The 24,088-nt window shown below is 65.6% G+C and carries 21 protein-coding genes; 11 read left to right on the top strand and 10 right to left on the bottom strand.

Features of this window, described 5'->3' with window-relative positions:
- Positions 1–53: 53 nt before the first annotated feature.
- Positions 54–443 carry a YraN family protein gene (locus FIU85_RS13500; RefSeq protein WP_152493921.1) on the bottom strand — a complete coding sequence of 130 codons (390 nt, stop codon included), beginning with the start codon at positions 441–443 and terminating at the stop codon, positions 54–56.
- A 60-nt stretch (positions 444–503) separates the two neighbouring features.
- Complete coding sequence (rsmI, locus tag FIU85_RS13495; RefSeq protein ID WP_152497261.1) at positions 504–1,358, bottom strand: 16S rRNA (cytidine(1402)-2'-O)-methyltransferase; 855 nt, start codon at positions 1,356–1,358, stop codon at positions 504–506.
- Positions 1,359–1,444: 86 nt separating this feature from the next.
- On the opposite strand from rsmI, the gene FIU85_RS13490 reads away from it, so the two are divergent.
- Complete coding sequence (locus FIU85_RS13490; RefSeq protein WP_152497260.1) at positions 1,445–2,629, top strand: penicillin-binding protein activator; 1,185 nt, start codon at positions 1,445–1,447, stop codon at positions 2,627–2,629.
- 22 nt (positions 2,630–2,651) lie between these two features.
- Positions 2,652–5,417, top strand: coding sequence for a [protein-PII] uridylyltransferase (locus FIU85_RS13485; protein WP_152497259.1), 2,766 nt, complete (start codon positions 2,652–2,654; stop codon positions 5,415–5,417).
- Positions 5,418–5,665: 248 nt separating this feature from the next.
- Here FIU85_RS13485 and FIU85_RS13480 read toward each other — a convergent pair whose 3' ends face one another.
- Entirely contained in the window at positions 5,666–6,325 is a 660-nt protein-coding gene (locus tag FIU85_RS13480; RefSeq protein WP_152497258.1) for a hypothetical protein, read from the bottom strand.
- Between the two features lie 254 nt (positions 6,326–6,579).
- Complete coding sequence (locus FIU85_RS13475; protein ID WP_152497257.1) at positions 6,580–8,655, bottom strand: FAD-dependent oxidoreductase; 2,076 nt, start codon at positions 8,653–8,655, stop codon at positions 6,580–6,582.
- A gap of 309 nt (positions 8,656–8,964) precedes the next feature.
- On the opposite strand from FIU85_RS13475, the gene murJ reads away from it, so the two are divergent.
- On the top strand, positions 8,965–10,503 hold the full coding sequence (gene murJ / locus FIU85_RS13470) for a murein biosynthesis integral membrane protein MurJ (RefSeq protein ID WP_152497256.1): 1,539 nt from the start codon (positions 8,965–8,967) through the stop codon (positions 10,501–10,503).
- On the opposite strand, the gene FIU85_RS13465 is transcribed toward murJ, so the two are convergent.
- Positions 10,500–11,198, bottom strand: a complete 699-nt coding sequence (locus FIU85_RS13465) for a rhomboid family intramembrane serine protease (RefSeq protein WP_152493928.1) — start codon at positions 11,196–11,198, stop codon at positions 10,500–10,502. The genes murJ and FIU85_RS13465 overlap by 4 nt on opposite strands.
- Before the next feature lie 75 nt (positions 11,199–11,273).
- On the opposite strand from FIU85_RS13465, the gene trpS reads away from it, so the two are divergent.
- The 3 genes from trpS (at position 11,274) to FIU85_RS13450 (ending at position 13,882) form a co-directional block, all read left to right on the top strand.
- A complete protein-coding gene (trpS, locus tag FIU85_RS13460; protein ID WP_152498257.1) occupies positions 11,274–12,293 on the top strand; it encodes a tryptophan--tRNA ligase in 1,020 nt (339 codons plus the stop codon).
- 183 nt (positions 12,294–12,476) lie between these two features.
- Positions 12,477–12,962 (top strand): VOC family protein, encoded by a 486-nt coding sequence (locus FIU85_RS13455; protein ID WP_152497255.1) that lies wholly within the window; start codon positions 12,477–12,479, stop codon positions 12,960–12,962.
- A 56-nt stretch (positions 12,963–13,018) separates the two neighbouring features.
- A complete protein-coding gene (locus FIU85_RS13450) occupies positions 13,019–13,882 on the top strand; it encodes a branched-chain amino acid aminotransferase (RefSeq protein WP_152497254.1) in 864 nt (287 codons plus the stop codon).
- A 10-nt stretch (positions 13,883–13,892) separates the two neighbouring features.
- Here FIU85_RS13450 and FIU85_RS13445 read toward each other — a convergent pair whose 3' ends face one another.
- Complete coding sequence (locus tag FIU85_RS13445; RefSeq protein WP_152497253.1) at positions 13,893–14,360, bottom strand: DUF411 domain-containing protein; 468 nt, start codon at positions 14,358–14,360, stop codon at positions 13,893–13,895.
- Positions 14,361–14,564: 204 nt separating this feature from the next.
- Here FIU85_RS13445 and FIU85_RS13440 point away from each other — a divergent pair, with 204 nt between their 5' ends.
- Together FIU85_RS13440 and FIU85_RS13435 are read left to right on the top strand one after the other, a co-directional pair.
- Entirely contained in the window at positions 14,565–16,592 is a 2,028-nt protein-coding gene (locus tag FIU85_RS13440) for an NADPH-dependent 2,4-dienoyl-CoA reductase (RefSeq protein WP_152497252.1), read from the top strand.
- Positions 16,593–16,631: 39 nt separating this feature from the next.
- Positions 16,632–17,567: a zinc transporter ZntB gene (locus FIU85_RS13435; RefSeq protein ID WP_152497251.1), complete on the top strand. Its 936-nt coding sequence runs from the start codon at positions 16,632–16,634 to the stop codon at positions 17,565–17,567.
- 6 nt (positions 17,568–17,573) lie between these two features.
- Here FIU85_RS13435 and FIU85_RS13430 read toward each other — a convergent pair whose 3' ends face one another.
- Positions 17,574–17,966 (bottom strand): DUF4399 domain-containing protein, encoded by a 393-nt coding sequence (locus FIU85_RS13430; protein WP_254703056.1) that lies wholly within the window; start codon positions 17,964–17,966, stop codon positions 17,574–17,576.
- Between the two features lie 291 nt (positions 17,967–18,257).
- Here FIU85_RS13430 and FIU85_RS13425 point away from each other — a divergent pair, with 291 nt between their 5' ends.
- Positions 18,258–19,163, top strand: coding sequence for a LysR family transcriptional regulator (locus tag FIU85_RS13425; protein WP_152493935.1), 906 nt, complete (start codon positions 18,258–18,260; stop codon positions 19,161–19,163).
- Between the two features lie 63 nt (positions 19,164–19,226).
- On the opposite strand, the gene amrS is transcribed toward FIU85_RS13425, so the two are convergent.
- Positions 19,227–20,288, bottom strand: a complete 1,062-nt coding sequence (amrS, locus tag FIU85_RS13420; protein WP_152497249.1) for an AmmeMemoRadiSam system radical SAM enzyme — start codon at positions 20,286–20,288, stop codon at positions 19,227–19,229.
- Positions 20,289–20,343: 55 nt separating this feature from the next.
- Between amrS and amrB the strand changes: the two genes are divergently transcribed.
- Positions 20,344–21,726 (top strand): AmmeMemoRadiSam system protein B, encoded by a 1,383-nt coding sequence (gene amrB, locus FIU85_RS13415; RefSeq protein ID WP_152497248.1) that lies wholly within the window; start codon positions 20,344–20,346, stop codon positions 21,724–21,726.
- 4 nt (positions 21,727–21,730) lie between these two features.
- On the opposite strand, the gene FIU85_RS13410 is transcribed toward amrB, so the two are convergent.
- Positions 21,731–22,129, bottom strand: a complete 399-nt coding sequence (locus FIU85_RS13410) for a VOC family protein (RefSeq protein WP_152493938.1) — start codon at positions 22,127–22,129, stop codon at positions 21,731–21,733.
- A 79-nt stretch (positions 22,130–22,208) separates the two neighbouring features.
- Between FIU85_RS13410 and FIU85_RS13405 the strand changes: the two genes are divergently transcribed.
- Positions 22,209–22,997: a MaoC family dehydratase N-terminal domain-containing protein gene (locus tag FIU85_RS13405; protein WP_152493939.1), complete on the top strand. Its 789-nt coding sequence runs from the start codon at positions 22,209–22,211 to the stop codon at positions 22,995–22,997.
- On the opposite strand, the gene FIU85_RS13400 is transcribed toward FIU85_RS13405, so the two are convergent.
- Positions 22,998–24,041, bottom strand: coding sequence for an FAD-binding oxidoreductase (locus FIU85_RS13400; RefSeq protein WP_152497247.1), 1,044 nt, complete (start codon positions 24,039–24,041; stop codon positions 22,998–23,000).
- Between the last annotated feature and the right edge of the window lie 47 nt (positions 24,042–24,088).

Below are 24,088 nucleotides of genomic sequence, written 5' to 3'. Positions count from 1 at the left end.
ATCCCCGTCCTCTTGCTGACCTCTACATGGGCCAAGCACCGGCGGGGATCAATTCAGAAATGCCCGAACGCGTTTTCCATCACGGTGACAGCGCCCTGCCCGTCCACGACCGCCAGGTCGAAACGCACCTCGCTCAACTGGCCCTCGGGCGTCTGGCCCAGATATTCCGACGCCGCCACGTGAATGCGCTGCATCTGCGCCGGACGCAGCAGCGCCATCGCGCTGTCGACAGTGTCCGACGCCTTCACCTCGCAGAACACGTAGACGCCCCTGTCGAGAAAGATCAGGTCGATTTCACCGCCCTGACCGCGCCAGCGCGTTTCCAGCAGGTCGACGCCGCGACGGTCATACTCAAGTGCCACGGATTTCTCGGCAGAGGCCCCCTTGTGATAGGCCCGTTGCCCGCGTTCCCTGCGCCTTTGCAGGATGGTGTCGCATGTCATTCCGGTTCGCCTTTCGTCACCAAACCTCTCGCATCAGACACCAAAACATCTAATTTTCCCCTAACCGCTCAATTCCAGCGCCCTCTGGTACACGACCCGCCGTTTCAGCCCCAGCCGCGCCGCCACCGTATCGGCCGCATCCCGCACGCTCTGCGTCTCCAGCGCTTCGCTCAGCGCCGTGTCGAGGTCCTCGCCGCTGCCGGCCGCGGCCGCGCCGCGCTCGATCAGCACCACGATCTCGCCCTTGACCGGCTGCGCCTCCAGCCGTTCGGCCAGCTCGCCCAGCGTGCCGCGCAGCACTTCCTCGAACTTTTTGGTCAGTTCCCGGCAGACCGCCGCCTGCCGCTCGGCGCCCAGCACCTCGGTCGCGTCGCGCAGCATCGCCGCCACCCGCTTGGGCGATTCGTAGAACACCAGCGTTCCCGGCACGCCCGCTACCTCCCGAAGTGCGGATTTCCGCTTGGACCCGCCCGAGGGCAGGAAGCCCGCGAAAAAGAAACGGTCGGTCGGCAGACCAGCCACGGTCAGCGCCGTGACCACCGCCGACGGCCCCGGCGCCGATATCAGCGGAAAGCCCTCGGCCACCGCCGCCCGCGCCAGGTCGTACCCGGGGTCCGCCACCATCGGCGTGCCCGCCTCGGACGCGTAAACCACTGATTTTCCCTGCTCCAGCGCCGCCGTCAGGCGCGGGCGGGCGCGGTCGCCGTTATGGTCGTGATAGGACACCAGCGGCCTGTCGTTCAGCTTGACCCCGTGGATTTCCATCAACCGCCGCAGGCTGCGCGTGTCCTCTGCGGCCAGCACGTCGGCGCTGGCCAGGATGTCCAGGGTCCGCAACGTGATATCCCGCGCGGCGCCAATCGGCGTCGCCACAAGGTACAGCCCGGGCGCAAGGCTCTGCTTGTCGGGATTCATCACTGGACCCGCCTCTGTGGACGTCTATTATCGTGACCAACTGCGCCGTCCAGCCGGACCGCGCGAAAGAAGGAGTTCATACCCCGATGTTTGCCGTTTTCGATGCCGTCCGCAAGCCGTTCCACCGACTTGCCCTTCTGGCCACCATCCTGCTGCTTGCCGCCTGCGACGCCGGAATCCCCGGCGCCGGCGGCAACAGCGGCCAGCGGATCGACCCCGGCACCGCCGTGCCGGTTGCCCTTCTGGTCCCGCATGGCGCCTCCAATCCGCAGGAACAGCGCCTGGCCCGCGACCTGGAAAATGCCGCCCGCATGGCCGTCGCGGACCTGTCGGGCGTGAATATCGACCTGCGCGTCTACGGCACCGCCGGAAACGCCGGCAAGGCCCAGCAGGCGGCGCTCACTGCCGCCGCCGACGGCGCCAAGATCATCGTGGGTCCCCTGCACGCCGAATCCGCCAATGCCGTGGCCGTCGCCATGGCGCCCAAGAACATCAACGTGCTGGCGTTTTCCAACAACCCGACCATCGCGGGCGGCAACCTTCTGATCCTCGGCCAGACCTTCCAGGATACGGCCAATCGCCTGACCGGCTATGCCGTCAGCCAGGGCAAGCGGCGCATCATGACCGTGCATTCGCGCAACCTCGCCGGAGAGCTGGGCCGCGACGCCATCGCCCAGGCGATCCGCGCCAACGGCGCCACCTCGGCCGGCGTGGTGAACTACGAGTTTTCCCAGGGCGGGGTCGTGGGTGCCGTGCCCGCCATCAAGGAAACCGCGCAGAGCAACAGCGCCGACGCGATCTTCCTGACCGCCAACGCCGCCGGTGCCCTGCCGCTCTTTTCGCAGATGCTGCCCGAGGCGGGGCTGTCCCCGGCCGAAATGCAGTATATCGGCCTCGCCCGCTGGGACGAACCGGCCCAGACGCGCACGCTTCCGGGCGTTCAGAACGGCTGGTTCGCCATCCCCGACCCCCGGCGCGCCAACCAGTTCGCCTCGCGTTTCCAGGCGGCCAACGGCGGGGCGCCGCATGATCTTGCCGGTCTCAGCTACGACGCCATCGCCGCCATCGGCGCGCTGGCGAAATCGGGCCGCGCCGATGCCCTGTCGCGCTCCAGCCTGACGCAGTCGTCAGGCTTCCAGGGCGTGAACGGCATCTTCCGCTTCCTGCCCAACGGCACGACGCAGCGCGGCCTGGCCGTGGCCACCATCCGCAACCAGCAGGTCGTGGTGCTGTCGCCCGCACCCGCCAATTTCGGCCGCGCGGGGCTCTGATCCCGCGCGCCCGGCCCACGTCATGAAGGACACGCTGACGCCGCCGGACGCGCTGATCTGTCCGGCAGAGGTCATTTTCGACCAGGACGCCGTGCTCGCGCGGATCGAGGCCGCGCGCGAGGCCGACCCGTCCGACGCCGCCGCCCTGCGCCGCGAGGCGGTCGCCGCCACGCGCGACGCCATGACGTCGGGCTACGCGGCCATCGCCGAGGCACTGCGCCAGACGCCGTTCGCGGCGCGCGAGGCGACCCGCGCCTATACCTGGCTGACCGATTGCGCCGTGATGACCGCCCTGCAGGTGGCCAGCCGCCACCTGCACCCCCTGCCAAACCCCACCGAATCCGAACGCCTGACGGTGTTCGCCGTGGGCGGCTATGGCCGGGGGGAAATGGCGCCCTTCTCGGACGTGGACCTGCTGTTCCTCACGCCCTACAAGATCACACCCTGGGCCGAGAGCGTGATCGAAAGCACGCTCTACATGCTGTGGGACCTCAAGCTGAAGGTCGGCCACGCCAGCCGCACGATCCGCGAATGCATCCGCCTCGGCACCGACGATTTCACCATCCGCACCGCGCTTCTGGAAAAGCGCCTGCTCTACGGCGACGACAGGCTCGCGGCCGATCTCGACCACCGCCTGCGCAACGACCTCTTCAAGGGGTCCGAACGCGAATTCGTCGAGGCCAAGCTGGAAGAGCGCGACGCCCGGCACGAAAAGCAGGGCGAACGCTACATGGTCGAGCCCAACGTCAAGGAGGGCAAGGGCGGCCTGCGCGACCTGCAATCGCTGTTCTGGATTTCCAAGTACCTCTACCATGTCGACGACGTCTCCGATCTCGTCGGGCACGGCCTCTTCATGGAGGACGAGTTCGAGACCTTCCTGAAGGCCGAGAACTTTCTCTGGGCCACCCGCTGTCACCTGCACCTCGTCACGAACCGCGCGACCGAACAGCTGACCTTCGACCTCCAGGTCGAGGTGGCCGAGCGCATGGGCTACAAGGATCGCGCCGGGCGCCGGGCGGTCGAGGTGTTCATGCAGGAGTATTTCCGCCACGCCACCGCCGTCGGCGACCTGACCCGCATCTTCCTGACCAAGCTGGAAGCGGCGCACGTCAAATCCGAGCCTCTCCTGCAACGCCTCTTCACCCGCAAGCGCAAGCTCAAGGACGGCTACAAGGAGATCCATGGCCGGCTGGGCATCGTGGATGAGAAAGACTTCCTGTCCGATCCGCTCAACCTCTTGCGCATCTACGAAGAGGCCCTGCGCACCGGGCTGCTGATCCACCCCGACGCCATGCGGCTGGTGACGGCCAATCTCGACCTCATCACCGACCGCTTCCGCGAAAGCCCCGAGGCCCGCAAGCTCTTTCTCGGCCTGCTTCTCAAGCACGGCAATCCCGAACGCGCCCTGCGGCGGATGAACGAGCTTGGCGTGCTCTCGGCCTTCATCCCCGAATTCGAGCCGATCCGCGCGATGATGCAGTTCAATATGTATCACAGCTACACGGTGGACGAGCACACCATCCAGTGCATCAGCCAGCTGTCGAAGATCGAGCGCAAGGAACTGACCGAGGACCTGCCCATCGCCTCGTCCATCCTGAAAGAGGGCGTCAACCGCAAGGTGCTCTACGTCGCCCTGCTCCTGCACGACATCGGCAAGGGCCGGGACGAGGATCACTCGATCCTCGGCGCCCAGATCGCCCGCCGCGTCGCCCCCCGGCTGGGGCTGAAACCCAAAGAGGTCGACACGGTGGAATGGCTGGTGCGCTATCACCTCCTGATGTCCGACATGGCCCAGAAACGCGACATCGCCGACCCGCGCACCGTGCGCGACTTCGCCAAGGCGGTGCAGACCCGCGAGCGGCTCGATCTTCTGTGCGTGCTGACCGTCTGCGACATCCGCGGCGTCGGGCCGAACACGTGGAACAACTGGAAGGCCTCGCTCATCCGCGCGCTCTATCGCCAGACCCGCCGCGCCATGGAAGGCGGGCTCGAGGCGCTCAACCGCGAACAGCGCGGCACCGACGCCAAGCGCAATCTGCGCGAGGCGCTCACCGACTGGGACGCCAAGGACCTCAAGACCGAGATGGAGCGCCACTACCCGCCCTACTGGCAGGGCCTGCACGTCACCGCGCATCAGGATTTCGCCCTCCTGCTGCGCGACATCTCTGAAAACGAGGTCCGCATCCAGCTCACCCCCGACGAGGACCGCGACGCCACCCGCGTGTGCTTCGCGCTGGCCGACCACCCCGGCATCTTCAGCCGCATGTGCGGCGCGCTGGCGCTGGTGGGCGCCAACGTGGTGGATGCGCGCACCTATACCACCAAGGACGGCTATGCCACCGCGGCCTTCTGGATTCAGGACGCCGAGGGCAGCCCCTACGAGGCCGACCGCCTGCCGCGCCTGACGCAGATGATCCACAAGACGCTGCGGGGCGAGGTGGTGGCCCGCGACGCCATGCAGTCGCGCGACAAGATCAAGAAACGCGAACGCGCCTTCCGCGTGCCCACCCATATCACCTTCGACAACGAAGGCTCGGAGATCTACACGATCATCGAGGTCGATACCCGCGACCGCCCCGGCCTCCTCTATGACCTGACGCGCACGCTTTCCAACGGGAACGTCTACATCAACTCCGCCGTCATCGCGACCTATGGCGAACAGGTGGTCGACACGTTCTACGTCAAGGACATGTTCGGTCTGAAATTCCACTCCCCGGCCAAGCAGCGGGCGCTGGAACGCAAGCTGCGCCAGGCGATCTCGGAAGGGGTGGAGCAGGCGATCAGCTGACGCGCGGCGCGCGCGTCTGCTGCGCAGAAAACGGGCGTGAAAGTGTATTCCCTACAATGAATAAAGGTGCGACGAATGGCTGTTGCGGGGACGTAGATGCCGTTCGAGATAGGTTGTCGCATATCATTTTTCTAACCCAAAACTCTCTCAAAAGATTGCCCGAAGGGTCATTCGGCAAGGACATCAACGGGATCATTGGATTGAAGCGCAACAACCCGATAGATGGGGAACCCAAGATTTTCTGACACCTACAGGAACTTGCACTGTTTGAGCCGGAACTTGTCCCGAAGGCCCATGGCGATCAAGGCATGGGCCACCCCATCGCTGACGAACTGCAAGTGCCGGATCATCGGATCAAACCAGAAATCCGCGCCTTCCTGTGCCGATCGATGCACAAAGATATCCCTTCCAGTCATGTCATTTGAAAGCCGGTATCCCGCTTCCGGTCGCGCCTTGTAGAGCGGGCGGCAGCGGTCTGTGTTGTCGCGGTCGACTGTGTCCTTGGCATTCGAGAACTCGAGAAGATAAAAATCACAATCTACCTCGGTTTTTCGATCCGATTGGAAGATCGGCGTCCGGGTGAGGCGACCATCGCCCAGATCAAAGGCACTGAGCGCATCGCATACCTTCTTTTCCAGAAATACGAATGAGCCAACCCCGAAGACAGGTCTTGCTCTGAGCATGTCCTCCAGCCAGTCAGCGTGTTGAACAGAAGGGTTTGTGTAGGCCAACCCACTTAACCGCGTTGCATCAGTGAGCCCTTTTCCATGATAATATTGAGCATCGGCAGGAAGAACTTCCATGCCGTCCCAGACTTCCTTGCTCCCCGGAGCCAATGGCTGGAGCGGCACGTCACTTAGTGAGGTGTTTCCCATCACCCTCATCGACCAGATCGATGCATCCTTCATTCAGGTTTCTCCTGAGTTGCTCTCCTGTTTGGCGGAGGCGTTCTTTTCAGCTTTACTGACTAAGACTATGAATTGACCAATCCAAGTTGCGGGTATTCGAAGGGCTTGCAGCATCTGTCGGAATGGGCTCGAAGCATTCATTGCGCTTCATTTCCACCGCAAGTTCGTTCTGTCGCCATTTCCTGCGCAGGAAATGGCCGTGAAAATACGTATTTTCACGGCCGGAATTTTCCAAAATTCCGGTCCGCGCCCGGTCATCCCTGCGCCAGATCCACCCGCTCCCCCCGCCGCGGCGGGTCGACCTGCGCGCCCGTGACCATCCGGGCAAACGCGTGCCCGGCATGAACCGCCGCCGCAATGGTGCTGGGGCAATAGCAATCCCCGATCCGCGTCACCGTCTTGATACCCGCCGCATCCCAGTCCGCCTCGTGCTCTTTCAGGTTGCTCCAAAGCGCGTCATTGGGCACCCGCGACGTCAACGGCACCAGCGTCGCGCAGAGGATCTGCCGCCGCGCGTCCGAGTAGACACAAGCCAGTTCCAGCGTGCTGCCATCACCCTCGGCCACCTTGTGCAGCGGCACGATCGTCACGCCCAGCTGGATCAGCCGGGCCTGGATGCGCGCCTGCTCCAGCGTGTTCTCGGTCCAGGGCGCGACGATCGGCGATGGCGTCACGAAGACCACCTCGCGCCCGGTCTGCACGGCAAGTTCGGCCAGGATGTTGCCCAGGTAATACCCCTCGTCGTCAAAGATCACGATCGGCCCCGTTCCATCGTCCTGTTCGAACCCGCCCTGCATCGCGCTTTCGGGCGACAGCACCGGCAAGGCCCCGAACGCCGCGACCGGCAGGCGGTGCGTGCGCCCCACCCCGTCCATCCGCCAGCTTGCCCCGGTGGCCAGCACCACCTGCCCGATGCCGTACTCCAGGATATCCGACGAACTCAGTCGGCTTTGCAGGTAGAGATCGGCCGCATCCTTCTGCTGCAACTGCCACAGCCGCCAGTCGCGCACCCGGCCCCATTCGGCCAGCCCCGGCAGCGCGCTCTCGATGGCCACGCGTCCGCCCCAGGCGTCGCTCGCCTCGGCCAGCACCACCTCGTGGCCGGCCTGCACCAGGCCCCGGGCCGCCTCCATGCCCGCAGGCCCGCCGCCGACGATCAGGAACCGCTCCGACGCCACCTTGTCGCCGGTCATCACCTCCGGATGCCAGCCGCGCCGCCATTCCTCGCCCACCGTGGGGTTCTGGGTACATCGCATCGGCATCATCAGGTTGTCGCCCGACACGCAGATATTGCACCCGATGCACTCGCGGATCTCTTCCAGCCGGCCTTCCTCGATCTTCTTCGGCAGGAACGGATCGGCAATCGACGGCCGCGCCGCGCCAATGAGGTCCAGGTGCCCCGATTTCACCAGCCGCACCATCGTGTCGGGCGAGGTATAGCGCCCCACGCCCACCACCGGCTTCGTCGTCACCGATTTGACGAAGGCGGTGTAAGGCTCCTGGAACCCCTCCTTGGCAAAGCGCGAGGTCTGGCTGTCATTCGACCAGTCCGAGATGTTGACGTCCCACAGGTCCGGCTCCTCGGCCAGCGCAGCGATGATGTCGCGCCCCTCGACCTCATGGCGCAGCCCCGCCTCGCCCATCAACTCGTCCACCGCCAGCCGCACCGCGATGGCGCAACTGTCGCCCACCGCGTCGCGCGTATCGGCCAGCACCTCGCGGAAAAGCCGCAGCCGGTTCTCGAAACTGCCGCCGTACTCGTCGCTCCGGTGGTTGTGCCGCGCCAGCAGGAAATGCATGAGCAGGGTCATGTCGTGACCGGCATAGACATAGATGATATCGAACCCCGCCCGCTTGGCCCGCTTCGCCGCGTCCACATGCCAGCCCCGGAACGCCTTGATGTCGGCCTTGTCCATGCCCCGCGCCTGCCACGGATCGCCCCAGTCGCTGGGCGTGGGCGACGGTGCCAGGATCGGCTGACGCGAATAGCGCCCCGTCGCGTGATGCCCGTTATGCGCCAGCTGGATCGCCGCAAGGCTGCCATGCGCCTGAACGCTCTCGGCCATCAGCCGCAGCGCCGGAATGTCCCCGTCGTCCCACAGCCGCCCCTCGTTGGCCGGCGACAGGTCGGAACTGGGATGGATCTCGGTCTCCTGGGTTGAGACCACGCCCCAGCCTCCCTCGGCCTTGACCGCCCGGTGCGCCGCCTCGGCCTGCGGATAGCGATGCCCCATCCCGGTGCAATGCGGCACCTGGTAAAAGCGGTTGCGCGTGGTCTTGGGTCCGATCCGCACCGGCTCGAACAGGATGTCATAGGGCGAGGTCGTCATGGCGGCACCTTCCGGTCTGGGTGGGGTTGCCTGGCACGCTATCACCCTCGTCGCCGGGCGCCAGAGCCGAATATCCTGCAAACACGCCGCGCGGCCCGGTCACGAACGCGCGCGTCCCCGACGCGCGAAAAGTCCACCGACGCGATACCACTCGGATACCGACGCGATACCGACGTGCCAAAAACGGCTGAATATGGCCTTTAATCCCCGATTCGCGGGGCACAGCTCCCCTGCACCGCAGACCGGCCTTCCCCCGCCCACGGCAATCGGCTAATGCTCTTGAAAACAAGGCAGACGCAGGCACCGCACATGAAACCCATCCGCCTTCTCTCCGGCGTCCTGACCGTGGGCGTCTGGACCCTGGCCAGCCGGATCCTGGGCTTCGTGCGCGACGTCATCATCGCCAACCTCATCGGCCCCGGCGTTTTGATGGACGCCTACGTCGCGGCCTTCCGCCTGCCGAACATGTTCCGCCGCTTCTTTGCCGAGGGTGCCTTCAACGCCGCATTCGTGCCGATGTTTTCCAGGCGGCTCGAGGCCGACGAGGACCCCATCGGCTTTGCCCGTCTGGCGCTCTCGGGCCTCAGTTTCGTTTTGCTGATCCTGACCGCGCTGGCGATGATCTTCATGCCGGTTCTGGTCTATGCCACGGCCGAGGGGTATTATGGCGATCCGCGTTTCGACATCACCGTCGACTATGCGCGCGTCACCTTTCCCTATATCTTCTTCATCTCGCTGGCGGCCCTGTTTTCCGGGGTTCTCAACGCCGCCGGACGCTTCGCCGCCGCCGCCGCGGCACCCGTCATCCTGAACGTGCTTCTGGTCGGCGCGATGATGATCACGCACTCCATGGGCGGCCCCGTGGCCGACGCGCTGATCTGGACGATCCCCTTCGCCGGCGTGGCGCAACTGGTGCTGGTCTGGATCGCCGCAGACCGGGCCGGGATGCGCATCCGCCCCACCCGCCCCCGCTGGACACCCGAGATGTCCAGGCTGGTGCGCGTCGCCGTACCCGCGGCCCTGGCGGGCGGCGTGGTGCAGATCAACCTGGTGGTGGGCCAGCTTGTCGCCTCGAACACCGAAAGCGCCGTCAGCTGGCTCTACGCCGCCGACCGCCTCTACCAGCTGCCTCTGGGGGTCGTGGGCATCGCCGTCGGCATCGTCCTGCTGCCCGACCTGTCGCGCCGCCTGAAGGCCGAGGATCACGAGGGCGCCCGCCACGCCTATTCCCGCGCCGCCGAGATCTCTTTGGCGTTGACCGTGCCTTGCGCGGTGGCGCTGATGGTGATCCCCCTGCCGCTGGTGTCGGTGCTGTTCGAGCGTGGCAAGTTCGACGCCGACGACACCGCCGCCACGGCTCTCGCGGTGATGATCTACGGCCTCGGCCTGCCCGCCTTCGTGCTGCAAAAGGTTCTGCAACCGCTGTTCTTCGCGCGCTCGGACACGAAGAAACCGTTTCACTACGCCGTCGTGGCCATGGTGGTGAACGCCGCGCTGGCGGTAGGGCTGGCGCAAGTCGTCGGCTGGTGGGCCGCCGCCATCGCCGCCACGGCGGCGGGCTGGGCCATGGTCTGGCTCCTGGTGCGCGGCGCCCGTAGCTATGGTGAGGTGGCGCGCTTCGACGACCGCTTCCGCCGCCGCATCTGGCGCATCCTGCTGGCGTCGGTCCTGCTGGGCGTGATCCTGTGGGGCCTGCAAGTGCTGATGACGCCGTTCTTCGGCCTGGGCGGCTGGCGCTGGCTTGCGCTTCTGGTGCTGATCGGGCTGGGCAGCGTCAGCTATTTCGGCCTCGGCCAGCTTCTGGGCGCGTTCCGCATCTCGGAATTTCGTGCAGCAGTGCGCCGCTAACGCCGTTGCAGCTTCTGCCGCAGCCGCCTCATCCCGCCGGGCAACAGAAGAAAGGACAAAAAGAACCCGCCGACAAAGCCGCCGATATCCGCCACCCACGTGAAGTTGTTGCCATAAAGCAGGCCGAAGATCAGTTGCAGGCCCAAGAGAACGCCGATCATCACGAAAGCCCGCATCTGGTTTTCGCCCATCGCGCCCAGTTGCAGCCAGACAAGGCAGGTAAAGCCCCCGATCAAACCATAGACGCCGGGGAAACCCCCTATTAACCCCGGCCCGTCAGGATAGATCAGGCCAAAGACCAGCGCGCCGAAGATGGATGAGGCGAAAAATAAAATCGCCACGGCCCACCCGGCCATGCGCTCGGCCACGAATTTGCCGATGGCCAGCGTCATCACGATGGCGAAAACCGCCTGCAACAGGCTGGCATGAACGAACGGGTAGGTGACGAAGCGGATAAGATAATCAATCCTTAACTGACCGGTCTCCAGCATCCAGGTCATCGCCCGATTGGAAAACCCGAACTGCTGGATGGTCGATATGCGCCAGCCGATCGCCTCGGGCCCGCCCACCATGCCGCGCGCGCCCAGCTGGAACACCGCCTCGGCGGCGGCCATGGCGGCCACGATGGCCAGCACCAGCGGCGGGATCGGGTTGACCGGGCTGTCGCCGGGACCTGTGGCTCGGGGATCGGACATGGGTCGTGGCCTCCTTGACGGCTGTTGGCCGCAGCAGTAAGCGAGGCGGACACGAATTTCCAGACGGAGTCCGCCATGGCCGAGGCCAGCTTCACCCCCCGCGTCTTTTCCGGCATCCAGCCGTCGGGCGGCCTGACGCTGGGCAATTACCTGGGCGCGCTCAAGCGGTTTGCCGACAGCCAGAACAGCGGGGTCGAGTCGATCTTCTGCATGGTCGACATGCACGCCATCACCGTCTGGCAGGACCCAGCCGCCCTGCGCCACGCAACGCGCGAGCTGACCGCGGGCTTCATCGCCTCGGGCGTCGATCCGTCTCGGTCAATCCTCTTCAACCAAAGCCAGGTCTCGGCCCATGCCGAACTGGCCTGGATCTTCAACTGCGTCGCCCGCATGGGCTGGATGAAGCGGATGACCCAGTGGAAGGACAAGGCCGGCAAGAACCAGGAAAACGCCTCGCTGGGCCTCTTCGCCTATCCCGCGCTGATGGCCGCCGACATCCTGGCCTACCACGCCACGCACGTGCCGGTGGGCGAGGACCAGAAGCAGCATCTGGAGCTGACGCGCGACATCGCGATCAAGTTCAACAATGATTTCGAGGTCGATTTCTTCCCCATCACCGAGCCGGTGATCGAGGGGGCCGCCACCCGCGTCATGAGCCTGCGGGACGGGTCCAAGAAAATGTCGAAATCAGATCCCTCGGACATGTCCCGGATCAATCTGACCGACGATGCAGACACGATCTCCAAGAAGATCCGCAAGGCCAAGACCGACCCCGAACCGCTGCCCTCGGACGCCAAAGGGCTGGAGGATCGCCCCGAGGCCCGCAACCTTGTGAACATCTACGCCGCGCTCAACGACCAGAGCGTCGATCAGGTGATGCGCGACGTGGGCGGGCAGCAGTTCGGCACTTTCAAGCCCGCGCTGGCCGACCTGGCGGTGGCCAAACTGGCGCCGATTTCCGACGAGATGGCCCGCCTGATGCAGGACACCGCCGAGATCGACCGCATCCTGTCGGATGGGGCCGGCAAGGCCCGCGAGATCGCCGCGCCCATCCTCAAACGCACCAAGGAAATCGTCGGCATGGTCGGCGCCTGACCCGATCGAGTGGCTGCGCCACGCTCGATTGGCAGGAATGAGGGGCGCTGCCCCTCAAACACCCCGGAGTATTTGCGGCAAGAAAAAGCTTCTGCATTTTCGCACGATCTTTGCGTCCCTGCGCGGAATTGCGCAATGCGTTCATCTGGCCCATCTCTGGCGCAAGCAAGAAAGGGTCAGACCATGACAGTCACAACACATCCCGAAACCCGCATCGGCCACGTGCATCTGCGCGTGTCGGACCTCGAACGTGCCATCGCCTTCTATTCCGGCGTTCTGGGCTTAGAGCTTCAGCAGCGCTACGGTACCGAGGCCGCCTTTCTGTCCGCAGGCGGCTACCATCATCACATCGGCCTGAACACCTGGGAGAGCAAGGGCGGCACGCCGCCCCCGCCCGGGCATACGGGCCTCTACCACACGGCCTTCCTCTATCCCGACCGCACCGCGCTGGCGCAGGTTCTGAAACGCGTCCTGGAGGCCGGCATCCAGTTGGAGGGCGCTGCCGATCACGGGGTCAGCGAGGCCGTCTACCTGTCGGACCCGGACGGCAACGGCGTCGAACTTTACCGCGATCGTGCCCCCGAAGACTGGCCGCGCGACGCCGAAGGCAACCTAAAGATGTCCAACAGCCGGCTGGATATCGAGGCGCTTCTGGCCGAAGCCGACTGACGCCTCTGGACCCTTCGCGCGACCGGGCTTAGGGTCCGCGCCAAAGGGAGGCGACCATGGCCACAGGCAGCAACATCCGGACCTATTTCGACGGCACATGGCATGAGGGCGACATCCCCGTAATGCGCGCTGCCGATCACGGCATGTGGCTGGGCTCGAACGTCTTCGACGGGGCCCGCTTCGCGCATGGCCTGACGCCGGATCTGGACCGGCACTGCGCCCGGGTGAACGCCTCGGCCGAGGCGCTGATGGTCACGCCGACCGTCACGGCAGAGGACATGGTCGAGATCGTCCACGAGGGCCTGAAAGCCTACGCCCCCGATGCGGCCGTCTATATCCGCCCCATGTACTGGGCCATCGAAGGCGGCATGTCCGCCATCGTCCCCAAGGACGGCGGCGCCACCGGCTTTGCCATCAGCCTGGAAGAAATCCCCATGGCCCCGCCCGAGCATTCGGCCACGATCACCCGGACGCGCTTTCGCCGTCCGGTGCTGGAGGACGCGGTGGTCAACGCCAAGGCCGCCTGTCTTTACCCCAACAACGCCCGGATGCTGGCCGAGGCGAAGTCCAAGGGCTTTACCAACGCGCTGGTGGCCGACGCACTTGGCAACGTGGCCGAGGCCGCCACTGCCAACGCCTTTGCCGTCAAGGATGGCGAGGTGTTCACGCCGGTGCCCAACGGCACCTTCCTGGCCGGGATCACCCGCGCGCGGCATATCGAGAACCTGCGCGCCGACGGGGTGAGCGTGCATGAATGCGTCATGTCCTTCGACGATTTCCACGACGCCGACGAGGTTTTCCTGTCCGGCAACATGATGAAGGTCACCCCGGTCACCGCCTTCGACGACACGAATTACCAGATCGGCCCGGTCACGCGCCGGGTGCGCGAGATGTACTGGGACTGGGCCGCCAGCGCCTGAGCCCCGTCCTTCAGGCCGCCGCGTCGTAGCTGGAAAACACCTCGGTGCCGCCGTCCCGCAGGATCAGATGCACGTCATAAGCCTCGCGCCGATCCTCCGGCCCCATGCCCGGCGAGCCGTAGGGCATTCCCGGCACCGCAAGGCCGACGGCGTCGGGGCGCTCGTCCAGCAGGCGGCGGATATCGCCGGGCGGCACATGACCTTCGATCATGTACCCATCGACCTTGGCCGTGTGGCACGAGATCATTTGCTGCGGAATGCCGTTGTCGATCTTGTAGCGCGACAGGATCGTGCCGAACGCATCCCCGCTGGTCACGGCAAAGCCGCCTTCTTGCAGGATCTCCATCCACGCGCCGCAGCAGCCGCAGTTGGGATCTTTCATCACATGAATGGCGGGACCGGATTGCGCCAGACCGGCGAGCGGGGCCGTGGCCACCAGACCGGCGGCACCGGCGAGAAAGTTGCGTCGGGTCGGCATCGGCAGTCTCCTTGCAGGCTGGGTTGGCGCGGAGTCTGGACAGGATCGCACGCCGTCGTCAACCATCCTCCCCCGCACCCTGCATCACAACCGGGTGACCCGTCCCGCCTCTTAACGCAGCGTCGGGCGTGACAATCGCGGCTGACGTGACCATGGTGCGCGTCACCCTACGTTTTGATCCGAACGTTCCCCGGGAGGCCGCACATGACCCAATACCCGCACCTGCTCGCCCCGCTCGATCTGGGCCACGTCACGCTGAAGAACCGCGTGCTGATGGGCTCGATGCATACCGGGCTGGAAGAGACCAAGGACTGGAACCGGGTGGCGGAATTCTATGCCACGCGCGCCCGCGGCGGGGTCTCCCTGATGGTCACCGGCGGCATGGCGCCCAACCGCGAGGGCGGCGTCTTTCCCGGCGCGGCGGGGCTCTTCAACGAGCAGGACATCGCCAACCACAAGGTGGTCACCGACCGGGTGCACGAGGCCGGCGGCCTGATCGCCATGCAGATCCTGCACGCGGGCCGCTATGCTTATGGCAAGGAATGCGTCGCCCCCTCACCGATCAAGTCCCCCATCTCGCCCTTCCCGCCCAAGGAGCTGGACGAGGACGGCATCGAGAAACAGATCGCCGACATCGTCACCGCCGCCGCCCGCGCCCGCGAGGCGGGCTATGACGGGGTCGAGATCATGGGCTCCGAGGGCTATTTCATCAACCAGTTCCTCGTGCGCCATACCAACAAGCGCGATGATCGCTGGGGCGGCTCCTACGAGAACCGTATGCGCCTGCCCATCGAGATCGTGCGCCGGGTGCGCGAGGCTGTCGGCCCCGATTTCATCCTGATCTACCGCCTGTCGATGATCGACCTCGTTCCCGAAGGCTCGACATTCGACGAGGTGGTGCAACTGGCCAAGGAGGTCGAAAAGGCCGGGGCCAGCATCATCAACACCGGCATCGGCTGGCACGAGGCGCGTGTGCCTACCATCGTCACCTCCGTCCCCCGCGCGGCCTTTACCTGGGTCACGAAGAAGCTGATGGGGCACGTGGGCATCCCGGTCATCACCTCGAACCGGATCAACACGCCTCAGGTGGCCGAAGACGTGCTGGCCGAAGGCTGCGCCGACATGGTGTCGATGGCCCGTCCCTTCCTGGCCGACGCGGAGTTCGTGAAAAAGGCCATCGAGGGCCGCGCCGATACCATCGCGCCCTGCATCGCCTGCAACCAGGCCTGCCTCGACCATACCTTCTCGGGCAAGATTTCCACGTGCCTCGTGAATCCCCGCGCCTGCTATGAAACGGAATTGCCGATCACACCCACCGACACGCCCAGGACCGTGGCCGTGGTCGGCGCTGGTCCCGCAGGCCTCTCCACCGCGATCACCGCGGCGCAGCGCGGCCATGACGTCACGCTCTTCGACCGCGACACGCAGATCGGCGGACAGCTCAACATGGCCAAGCAGATCCCCGGCAAGGAAGAATTCTTCGGCCTGGTCGACTGGTACGGCACCATGCTGAAGGAAACCGGCGTGACCGTGACACTGGGCCATGACGTGCAGGCCGACGACCTCACTGGCTTTGACGAGGTGGTCATCGCCACCGGCGTCCTGCCCCGCGACCCCGAGATTGAAGGCCAGGACGGCGACAACACGCTCAGCTATATCGACGTGCTCAAGCACAAGAAGCCAGCGGGCAAGCGCGTGGCCATCATCGGCGCAGGCGGCATCGGCTTCGACGTGGCCGAGTTCCTCGTCCACGAGGGCGAAAGCCCGACCGAGAACCTCGAGGAATGGAAAGAGGAATGGGGCGTCGGCGACCCTGCGCAAACCGCCGGCGGGCTGGCCCCCGAAGGCCCGCAGCCCGATGCGCCCGCCCGCGCCGTCACGCTCCTGCAGCGCAAGTCCGAGCGCGTGGGCAAGCGGCTCGGCAAGACGACGGGCTGGATTCACCGCGCGTCGCTCCGGATGAAGGATGTCGAGATGGTCGGCGGGGTCACCTACGAGCGCATCGAACCTGCGGGCCTCGTGGTCTCCAACGGAGAAGGCCGCGAAGACCCGCGCACGCTCGAGGTGGACACAATCGTGCTTTGTGCCGGACAGGTCAGCGAACGCAGCCTTGCCGACGCGCTCGAGGCCAGGGGCATGACCTGTCACGTCATCGGCGGCGCGGACGTCGCGGCGGAGCTTGACGCCAAGCGCGCCATCGATCAGGGCACGCGTCTGGCGGCGGCGCTATAGTCTCTTGCCCGCACCCCGGCACCGCCCTAGTTTCGCGCCATGCCTGTTTGCGCCTTCGATATCGCCCCTGATGGCACCGCCCGCCCGGCCTCTGAAAACGGCCCGGACGAGGGTTATGCCTGGTGGCATTTCGACCTTGCCGAATCCGATCTTCCCGAGTGGCTAGAGGCGCATGTTCCCGCCATTCCGGCTACGGCACTTCTGGCCGCCGAAACCCGACCGCGCTGCGACCGCTACGGCGACGGGCTGATGCTGAACCTGCGCGGCGTGAACCTGAATGCCGACGGCCCCGCCGATCAGATGGTTGCAGTGCGCATGTGGGTGACCGAGCGCCTGGTCGTCACGGTGCGCAAGCGCCGGGTCTTTGCCATCGACGCCATTCGCGAGGACATGGCCGCCGGCACCGCCCCCGCCAGCCCCATCGCCTTTGTCCACGACCTTGCGCAGCGGCTGATGACACGGGTGCAGGACACAGTATTCGACCTCAGCCGCCGCGTCGACGACATGGAAGACAGCGTCGAGGACGACGACGAAGACCCGCCCGAGGATCTGGCCGAAGAGCAACGCATGGCGATCCGCCTGCGCCGCTACCTTGCCCCGCAACGCGACGCGCTGATTGCCCTTGTCGGCACCGATAGCGAGCTTGTCACGTCCGATGCCCGTGCCCGCCTGCGTGAGCTGGGCAACTTGGCAAAGCTGGCGGTCGAGGAACTGGAATCGATGATCGGCCGGATGGAGGCCGTGCAGGACCACCACGCAACCCAGGCTGACCAGCGGCAGAACCGCAACGGCTATATCCTGTCGATCGTGGCGGCGGTGTTCCTGCCGCTGGGGTTCATCACCGGGCTGTTCGGCGTGAACGTGGCGGGGATGCCCGGCGTGGACACCCCCTGGGCCTTCGCCGCCCTCTGCATCGGGCTGGTGGTCCTGACCGTCGCGGCGATCTGGATCCTGCGAAAGCTGAAATGGATCTGACCGGGGCTATTCGACCGTGATCGTGATCTGGTCCGACGTCACCGGCGGGTCGTGCGGTACGTGGTTCATGTCACCCAGCACCAGTTGCAGCGTGTGTTCGCCCGGCTCCAGGTCCAGCTCCACCTCGGTCTGACCGCCACCGAAATGCATGTGGTTGTCATCCGACGGGATCGCGTTTTGCAGCTCTTCCTCGCCATCGGGGCCTTCGCCGAGAGGCGCGCGGTCGATCAGGATGTGGTGATGTCCGGTATGCTCCTTTTCGGTGCCGGCCGGCGCCACGCCCATGCCGCTCAGGCCGAAGACGACCTTCACCGGCGCGGATACGGTGGCGCCGTCTTCAAGGTTGACGAAATAGACCTCTGCACCTTCGGGCGCGGCGGTCCGTTCGGCAAAGGCCATCGAGGCTGTCACCGCCAGGATGGCGAAGGATTTCGTAAGAAGTTTCATGCGAGCTCTCCCTAGTTCAGGTCCCGCAGATGCCGCGTCTCCAGAACGGCCCTGCGACGGTGCTGAAGATGGACCTCACGGGCGGCAAGACAAGGCCCCTGGCGCCGGTCGGCGGCATGAAAGCTGTTTCCGGGCCACGAACGATGCACCACAAAACCAAGATATTGTCTGGCTCGCGCCGCAGTTGTGCCTGAATTTACGGCGATAGCTTGACCCCAACAAGAAATGACGAGGGTATCGAGAATGGATCGCCTTACCGAAATGGAGGCCTTTGCGACCGTCGTGGACCAGGGTGGGTTCACGGACGCTGCCCGCAAAATGGGTATTTCCAAGTCCGCCGTCTCCAAGCACGTCTCGTCTCTCGAGGCCCGTCTGGGTGCGCGCCTGCTGAACCGGACCACCCGCCGGGTCAGCCCGACCGAGATCGGTCTGGCGTATTACGACCGCGCCCTGCGTGTCCTGAACGACGCGGGCGAGGCGGACGCGCTGGTCAGTTCGATGCAGTCCGATCCCTCGGGCCTTCTGCGCATTTCCGTGGCGACCGATTTCGGCGTGAATCACCTCAGCCCGATTCTCGGCCAGTTTCTCGACGATTTCCCGGACATCACGGTCAACATGGTGCTCAACAACCGCTACGTGGAATTGATTTCCGAAGGCTTCGACATGGCCATCCGCATCGGCGAGCTCGAAGACAGCACGCTGCGCGCCCGCAAGCTGACCGAGACCACCAAGCGCATGATCGCCAGCCCCGCTTACCTGCAAAAATACGGTCAACCCGGCAAGATCGACGAACTCAACGAACACAAGCTCCTGCACTATTCCAGCCAGTCCAACGGGTCGGTCTGGAAGCTGACCGCTCCCTCGGGCGAAAAGCGCCAAGTGCGCACCGCCGGCGGTCTTTCGGTCAATGACGGCCAGTCGCTGCTCAATGCCGCCATTTCGGGCCTCGGCATCGCTTACCTGCCCAGTTTCCTTTACGCCAACGCGATGAAGGACGGAAAAGTGGTCGATGTCATCCCGGACCTGCCGATGGAAACCCAGGGCATCTATGCAGTCTATCCTCCGGGCCGTTTCACGCAGCCCAAGGTGCGCGCCTTCATCGACTTCCTTGTCCACGCCTTCGCCGAGAAGGGTCCGACGGACTGGTAAGATTTTCCTCCGCCTGTCAGGCCTGACCCCGGGTGGCGCGCCGCCCGGGGCTTTTTCGCGTTCTCACGCCATGCGCAATGGCCGCCGCTTGCGCCCCCAGTCGCCCGGCGGGCCGTCGATCACACCGGGAAAAGGCGTGCCGCAAGCAACGCACGCGCCGAAATCGTCCAGCTTCCACTCCGACAGCGCGTACCAGTCCCGTCCGATCACGCGGTCCCCGCACCCGTCGCAATAGCTCGACTGCGCGTCGGGATGATGCACGTTGCCGATATAGACATGCCGCAGCCCCGCCTGCCGCGCCACCCGACGCGCCCGCAGCAGCGTCTCCAGCGGCGTGCGCTCGTGGGACAGCATCCGGTGATCGGGATGAAAGGCGGTGAAGTGCAGCGGCACGTCCGGCCCGCAGGTCTCCATCACCCAGGCCGACAGCACCTCCAGCTCCGCCGTGCCGTCGTTCTCGCCCGGGATCAGCAGCGTCGTCAGTTCGACCCAGCAATCGGTCTCGTTCACGGCGTAGTCGATCGTCTCCAGCACCGGCGCGATCTCCGATCCGGTCAGCTTGCGGTAAAACCCTTCGGTAAAGCCTTTCAGGTCGATATTCGCCGCATCCATCGCACCAAAGAACTCTGCCCGTGGCGCGTCGCAGATATACCCCGCCGTCACCGCCACGCTTTTCACGCCGGCCTCGCGGCAGGCGGCGGCGGTATCCAGCGCGTATTCGTGAAAGATCACCGGGTCATTGTACGTAAACGCCACCGACGCACAGCCCTGCGCCCGCGCTACCTCGGCAATCCTTTCCGGCGCCGCCTCATGCGCCAGGCTGTCGACCTCGCGGCTCTTCGAGATCTCGTGATTCTGGCAGAATTTGCACGCCAGATTACAGCCCGCCGTGCCGAAGCTCAGCACCGGCGTACCGGGCAGGAAGTGATTCAGCGGCTTCTTTTCGATCGGGTCGATGCAGAACCCGGTCGAGCGGCCATAGGTGTCCAGCACCATCCGGTCGTCCTGCCGCATACGAACGAAACACATGCCGCGTTGCCCGTCCCGCAAGGTGCAAAAGCGCGGGCACAGGGTGCAGCGCAGCCTGCCGTCGCTTTCAGTCTCCCAGAATCGCGCGGGGTGCATCGTCGGTGTTTTTCCTCCATGATCTTGCCTGAAAGATAAGGCATGCGATCGCGAAATGAATAGTGAACCCGACCCCCTCATGCGCCAGCCCGCCGTCGCCGGAACTTTCTACCCGGCCCAGCCGGACGTGCTCTGGTCCGAGGCGGAAAGCTGCATCACCCGTGGCGCCAGCGGTTGGCGGCCAGAGGGCTCGGTGCCCCGCGCAATTATCTCGCCACACGCGGGCTATCGCTTTTCCGGCTGGCTGACCGGCGCCGCATGGCGGGCCACCGCCCGAGGACAGCCTGCGACCATCGTCATTCTGTCGCCCTCTCATGCGCATTCGTTCGACGGCATCGCCCTGCCCTCGCAAAAAGGCTACGCCATGCCCGGTTTCGACGTGATGATCGACCGATCCGTCACCAACAGCCTCGTTCAGGCAGGGCTGGCCCATGTCGAGGACGCCGCACATGACCGCGAGCACGGGATCGAGACGCAGCTTGCCTTCCTGCACCGCCTGCATCCCCGCGCCAGGGTGGTCCCGCTCGTCATCGGCAACGCGACGCAGGATCAGGTGGCGGCGGCCATCGACCACCTCGCCGCTCAAGGCCAGCCGCTCTTTGTCCTGTCCAGCGACCTCAGCCACTTCCTGAGCCGCGACGTGGCGGATGCCAAGGATGCCGAGACGGCCAAGCTGCTGGAAACGTCCAAGGGCACGATCCTCACCCCCCGCCATGCCTGCGGCGCCGCCGCTATCACCGGGTTCCTCGCCTCGACTACAGGCGCGGGCCTGCGGGTCGCCCGTCTGGCCATGGCGTCCAGCGCCGATGTCACCGGCGACACGTCGCGCACCGTGGGCTACGGCGCCTGGGCACTTTTCGATACCACCGACGAGATCATCATCCCGCGCCACCGTGAGATGCTGCTCAAGGCCGCGCGGCAAACGCTCGTCTCCTTCACCAGGCGCGGCAAGCCGCCCACGCTCGATGACACAAGCTTTCCACAGGCCCTACGGGGGCACGCCGCCAGCTTCATCACCCTGCAAAAGGATGGCCGCCTGCGCGGCTGCATCGGCTCGCTTGCCGCGCATCAACCGCTGGTCCGCGACGTCTCCGAGAACACGGTCAAATCCGCCTCCGACGATCCGCGCTTCAAGCCCCTGAGCGCCGACGATGTCCCCGGTCTGCGCCTCAAGATCGCCGTCCTGTCACCCTCCGCGCCGATGACCTTCGCGAATCAGGCTGACCTTCTCTCGCAACTGACACCGCACCGCGACGGCCTGATCCTGCGCGACAGGGGCAAGCGCGGCGTCTTTCTGCCAATGGTGTGGGAAAGCCTGCCCGACCCCGCCGAATTCCTGAGAGCATTGAAGGTCAAGGCGGGCCTGCCCAAGGATCACTGGAGCGACACGCTGGAAATCCACCGCTTCTGCGCCGAAAGCTTCGCCGAACCGGACTAGGCGCTCAATCGGCGTTGGAAATCTCGATCAGGTTGCCATCCGGGTCGCGCACGTAGATCGAGGTCAGCGGCCCCGTCGCCCCGGTGCGCGGCACCGGCCCTTCCTCGACCGTCACGCCTTGCGCGGCGAGATGGTCCTGCCAGTCCGCCACCGGCGCATCGCTCAGGAAACAAAGGTCCGCCGTGCCGGGCGCGGGATGCGCCGCCTTCGGCTCGAACTCCGCACCCGCCTTGTGCAGGTTGATCTTCTGTGCCCCGAATTTCAGCGCCCACCGTCGAGTCCCGTCAGCAGGGGTGAATGCCTCGGCCGTCATTCCCAGGACATCCGTGTAAAAGGTCACCGTCGCATCGACATCCGCCACGGTCAGCACCAGGTGATCCAGCGATGTCAGGCGGGTCGGCATGAGCACGTACTCTTCGCTAGCATTGTCATCTCGCGTATCGGCATCATAGACATACACCAAAACCCGAGATCAGTCCAAGATGACAGACGTCACCCAGACCCTTCACGACGCCATCGACCCGGCCCGCGCCCGCGCGCTTCAGGCGACGTTGGGCGAGACTCCCACCATAGAGGCAGGCGACGCCCTGCCGCCGTTCTTCCACCAGGTCTATTTCTGGGACCCGCAGGTGCCCGCCGACCTGGGGCGTGACGGACACCCGAAACTGGTCGGGGTCATTCCCGACATGGGCCTGCCCCGGCGCATGTGGGCGGGCGGGCAGCTTGAATTCCACGCCCCCTTCCGCGCGGGCCAGCCCGCCTCGCGCCGCACCACCCGCGAAAAGGCCGAACACAAGCAGGGCCGCAGCGGCCCGCTGGCCTTCGTCACCTTACGCCACGAAATCTGGCAAGGCGACACCTGCTGCATCACCGAGCATCAGGACCTCGTCTATCGCGAGGACGCTGGCGGCCGGAAACCCGAACCGCCCCCTGCCCCCGACGGCGCGGTGAAGACCCACACGGTCAGTTTCGACAGCACGCTCCTCTTCCGCTACTCCGCGCTCACCTTCAACGGCCATCGCATCCACTACGACGAAAACTATGCCCGACAAGTCGAAGGCTATGACGGCCTTGTCGTCCACGGACCGCTTCTGGCGCATCACCTGATGCAGATGGCCGATTCCGAACTTGGCGGCCTCAAACGCTTCAGCTTCCGTGCGACCAGCCCGCTGATGGACCACGAGGTCGCAACGATCTGCTGGACCGAGAACGGCATCTGCTGGGTGCGCGGCCCCGACGGGCGGCAATGCATGTCCGCGCAGGCAGGATGATCAGCCGGTTTTCGGCAAAGACGCCTCGGGCCTTAACGCCGCCGGGATCTCGTCCCGCCCGTCCAGCACAAGGTCGGCCATCACCTGCGCCACTTTCGGCGCCATGCCGAACCCGATCTTGAAGCCACCATTGGCGATGAACTGGCCGGGGTAAAGCGGATGCACGCCCAGCATCGGCGCCCGCGACCGCGCCCGGGGCCGCACCCCGGCCCACCGTTCGATCACCTTCGCGTCTCGCAGCGCCGGCACCGCAATGCGCGCGCGGTCCAGAACCTCGTCCAGTTGCGCATCCGTTTCGGTCGCGCTGGCATACTCCCGTTCCGAGGTCGATCCGACAGCCGTCGTCCCGTTGCGATGAAAGATCACGTGCAGCGCGTCGGCAAAGACCTGTGGCGCGTCCGGCGCCGCGAAATCCAGCACCGCGCCCTGTCCCTTGACGCCGTTGCCCACCGGCGCCGCGAGCCTCTCCGACAACTCGGTCAACCCCGCGACCCCCGTCGCATGAACCACGCGGCCCTGCGGCTTGCCCTCGGCCACGATCTCTCCACCACGGGTCACGATGGCCGCCGCCAGCGCCCTGGCCCCTTCGCGAGGATGCAACCGCGCCGACAGCGTGTCGAGGATCAAGAGGCCCGTCGGCGTGACCGGCGCATGGGCCAGCGTATCCGCCTCGACCACCTGCCACGTCGCGGCGTCCCCCCACAGTTCGCGCGCCGTGACCTCCCGCTGCTGCGCCAGCGCAAGGCCCGCCTCGTCCGCCACCGGCTGCACGCGACCCGTCCGGGCATAGCCCGGCGGCAGGCCAGAGACCTCCGCCACCTCGGCCCAGAACGCCTCTGCCATCAGCAGGCTGTCCAGCTGGAACGCTTTCTTATCGTTCCAGTTCTCGGGCACGTGCGGTGCCAATGCGCCCACCACGCCGCCCGACGCCCCCGCGCCCACGCCGCCGGGGTCGATCACGCGCACCTTCGCCCCCCGCGATTGGCACGCGAAGGCGATGGAAAGGCCGAAGATCCCGGCGCCGTAGATGGTGACGTCTGCCATTGTCATTTCCCCTGCCCGGCGGCATGGTCGCCGGGATTTTCCCTGAC

It is taken from the genome of Roseovarius sp. THAF8 (genome assembly GCF_009363735.1).
In the GTDB taxonomy this organism is placed as follows: domain Bacteria; phylum Pseudomonadota; class Alphaproteobacteria; order Rhodobacterales; family Rhodobacteraceae; genus Roseovarius.
Note: the sequence above shows the minus strand (reverse complement) of the source record. Positions and strands in the feature narration are given on the sequence as shown.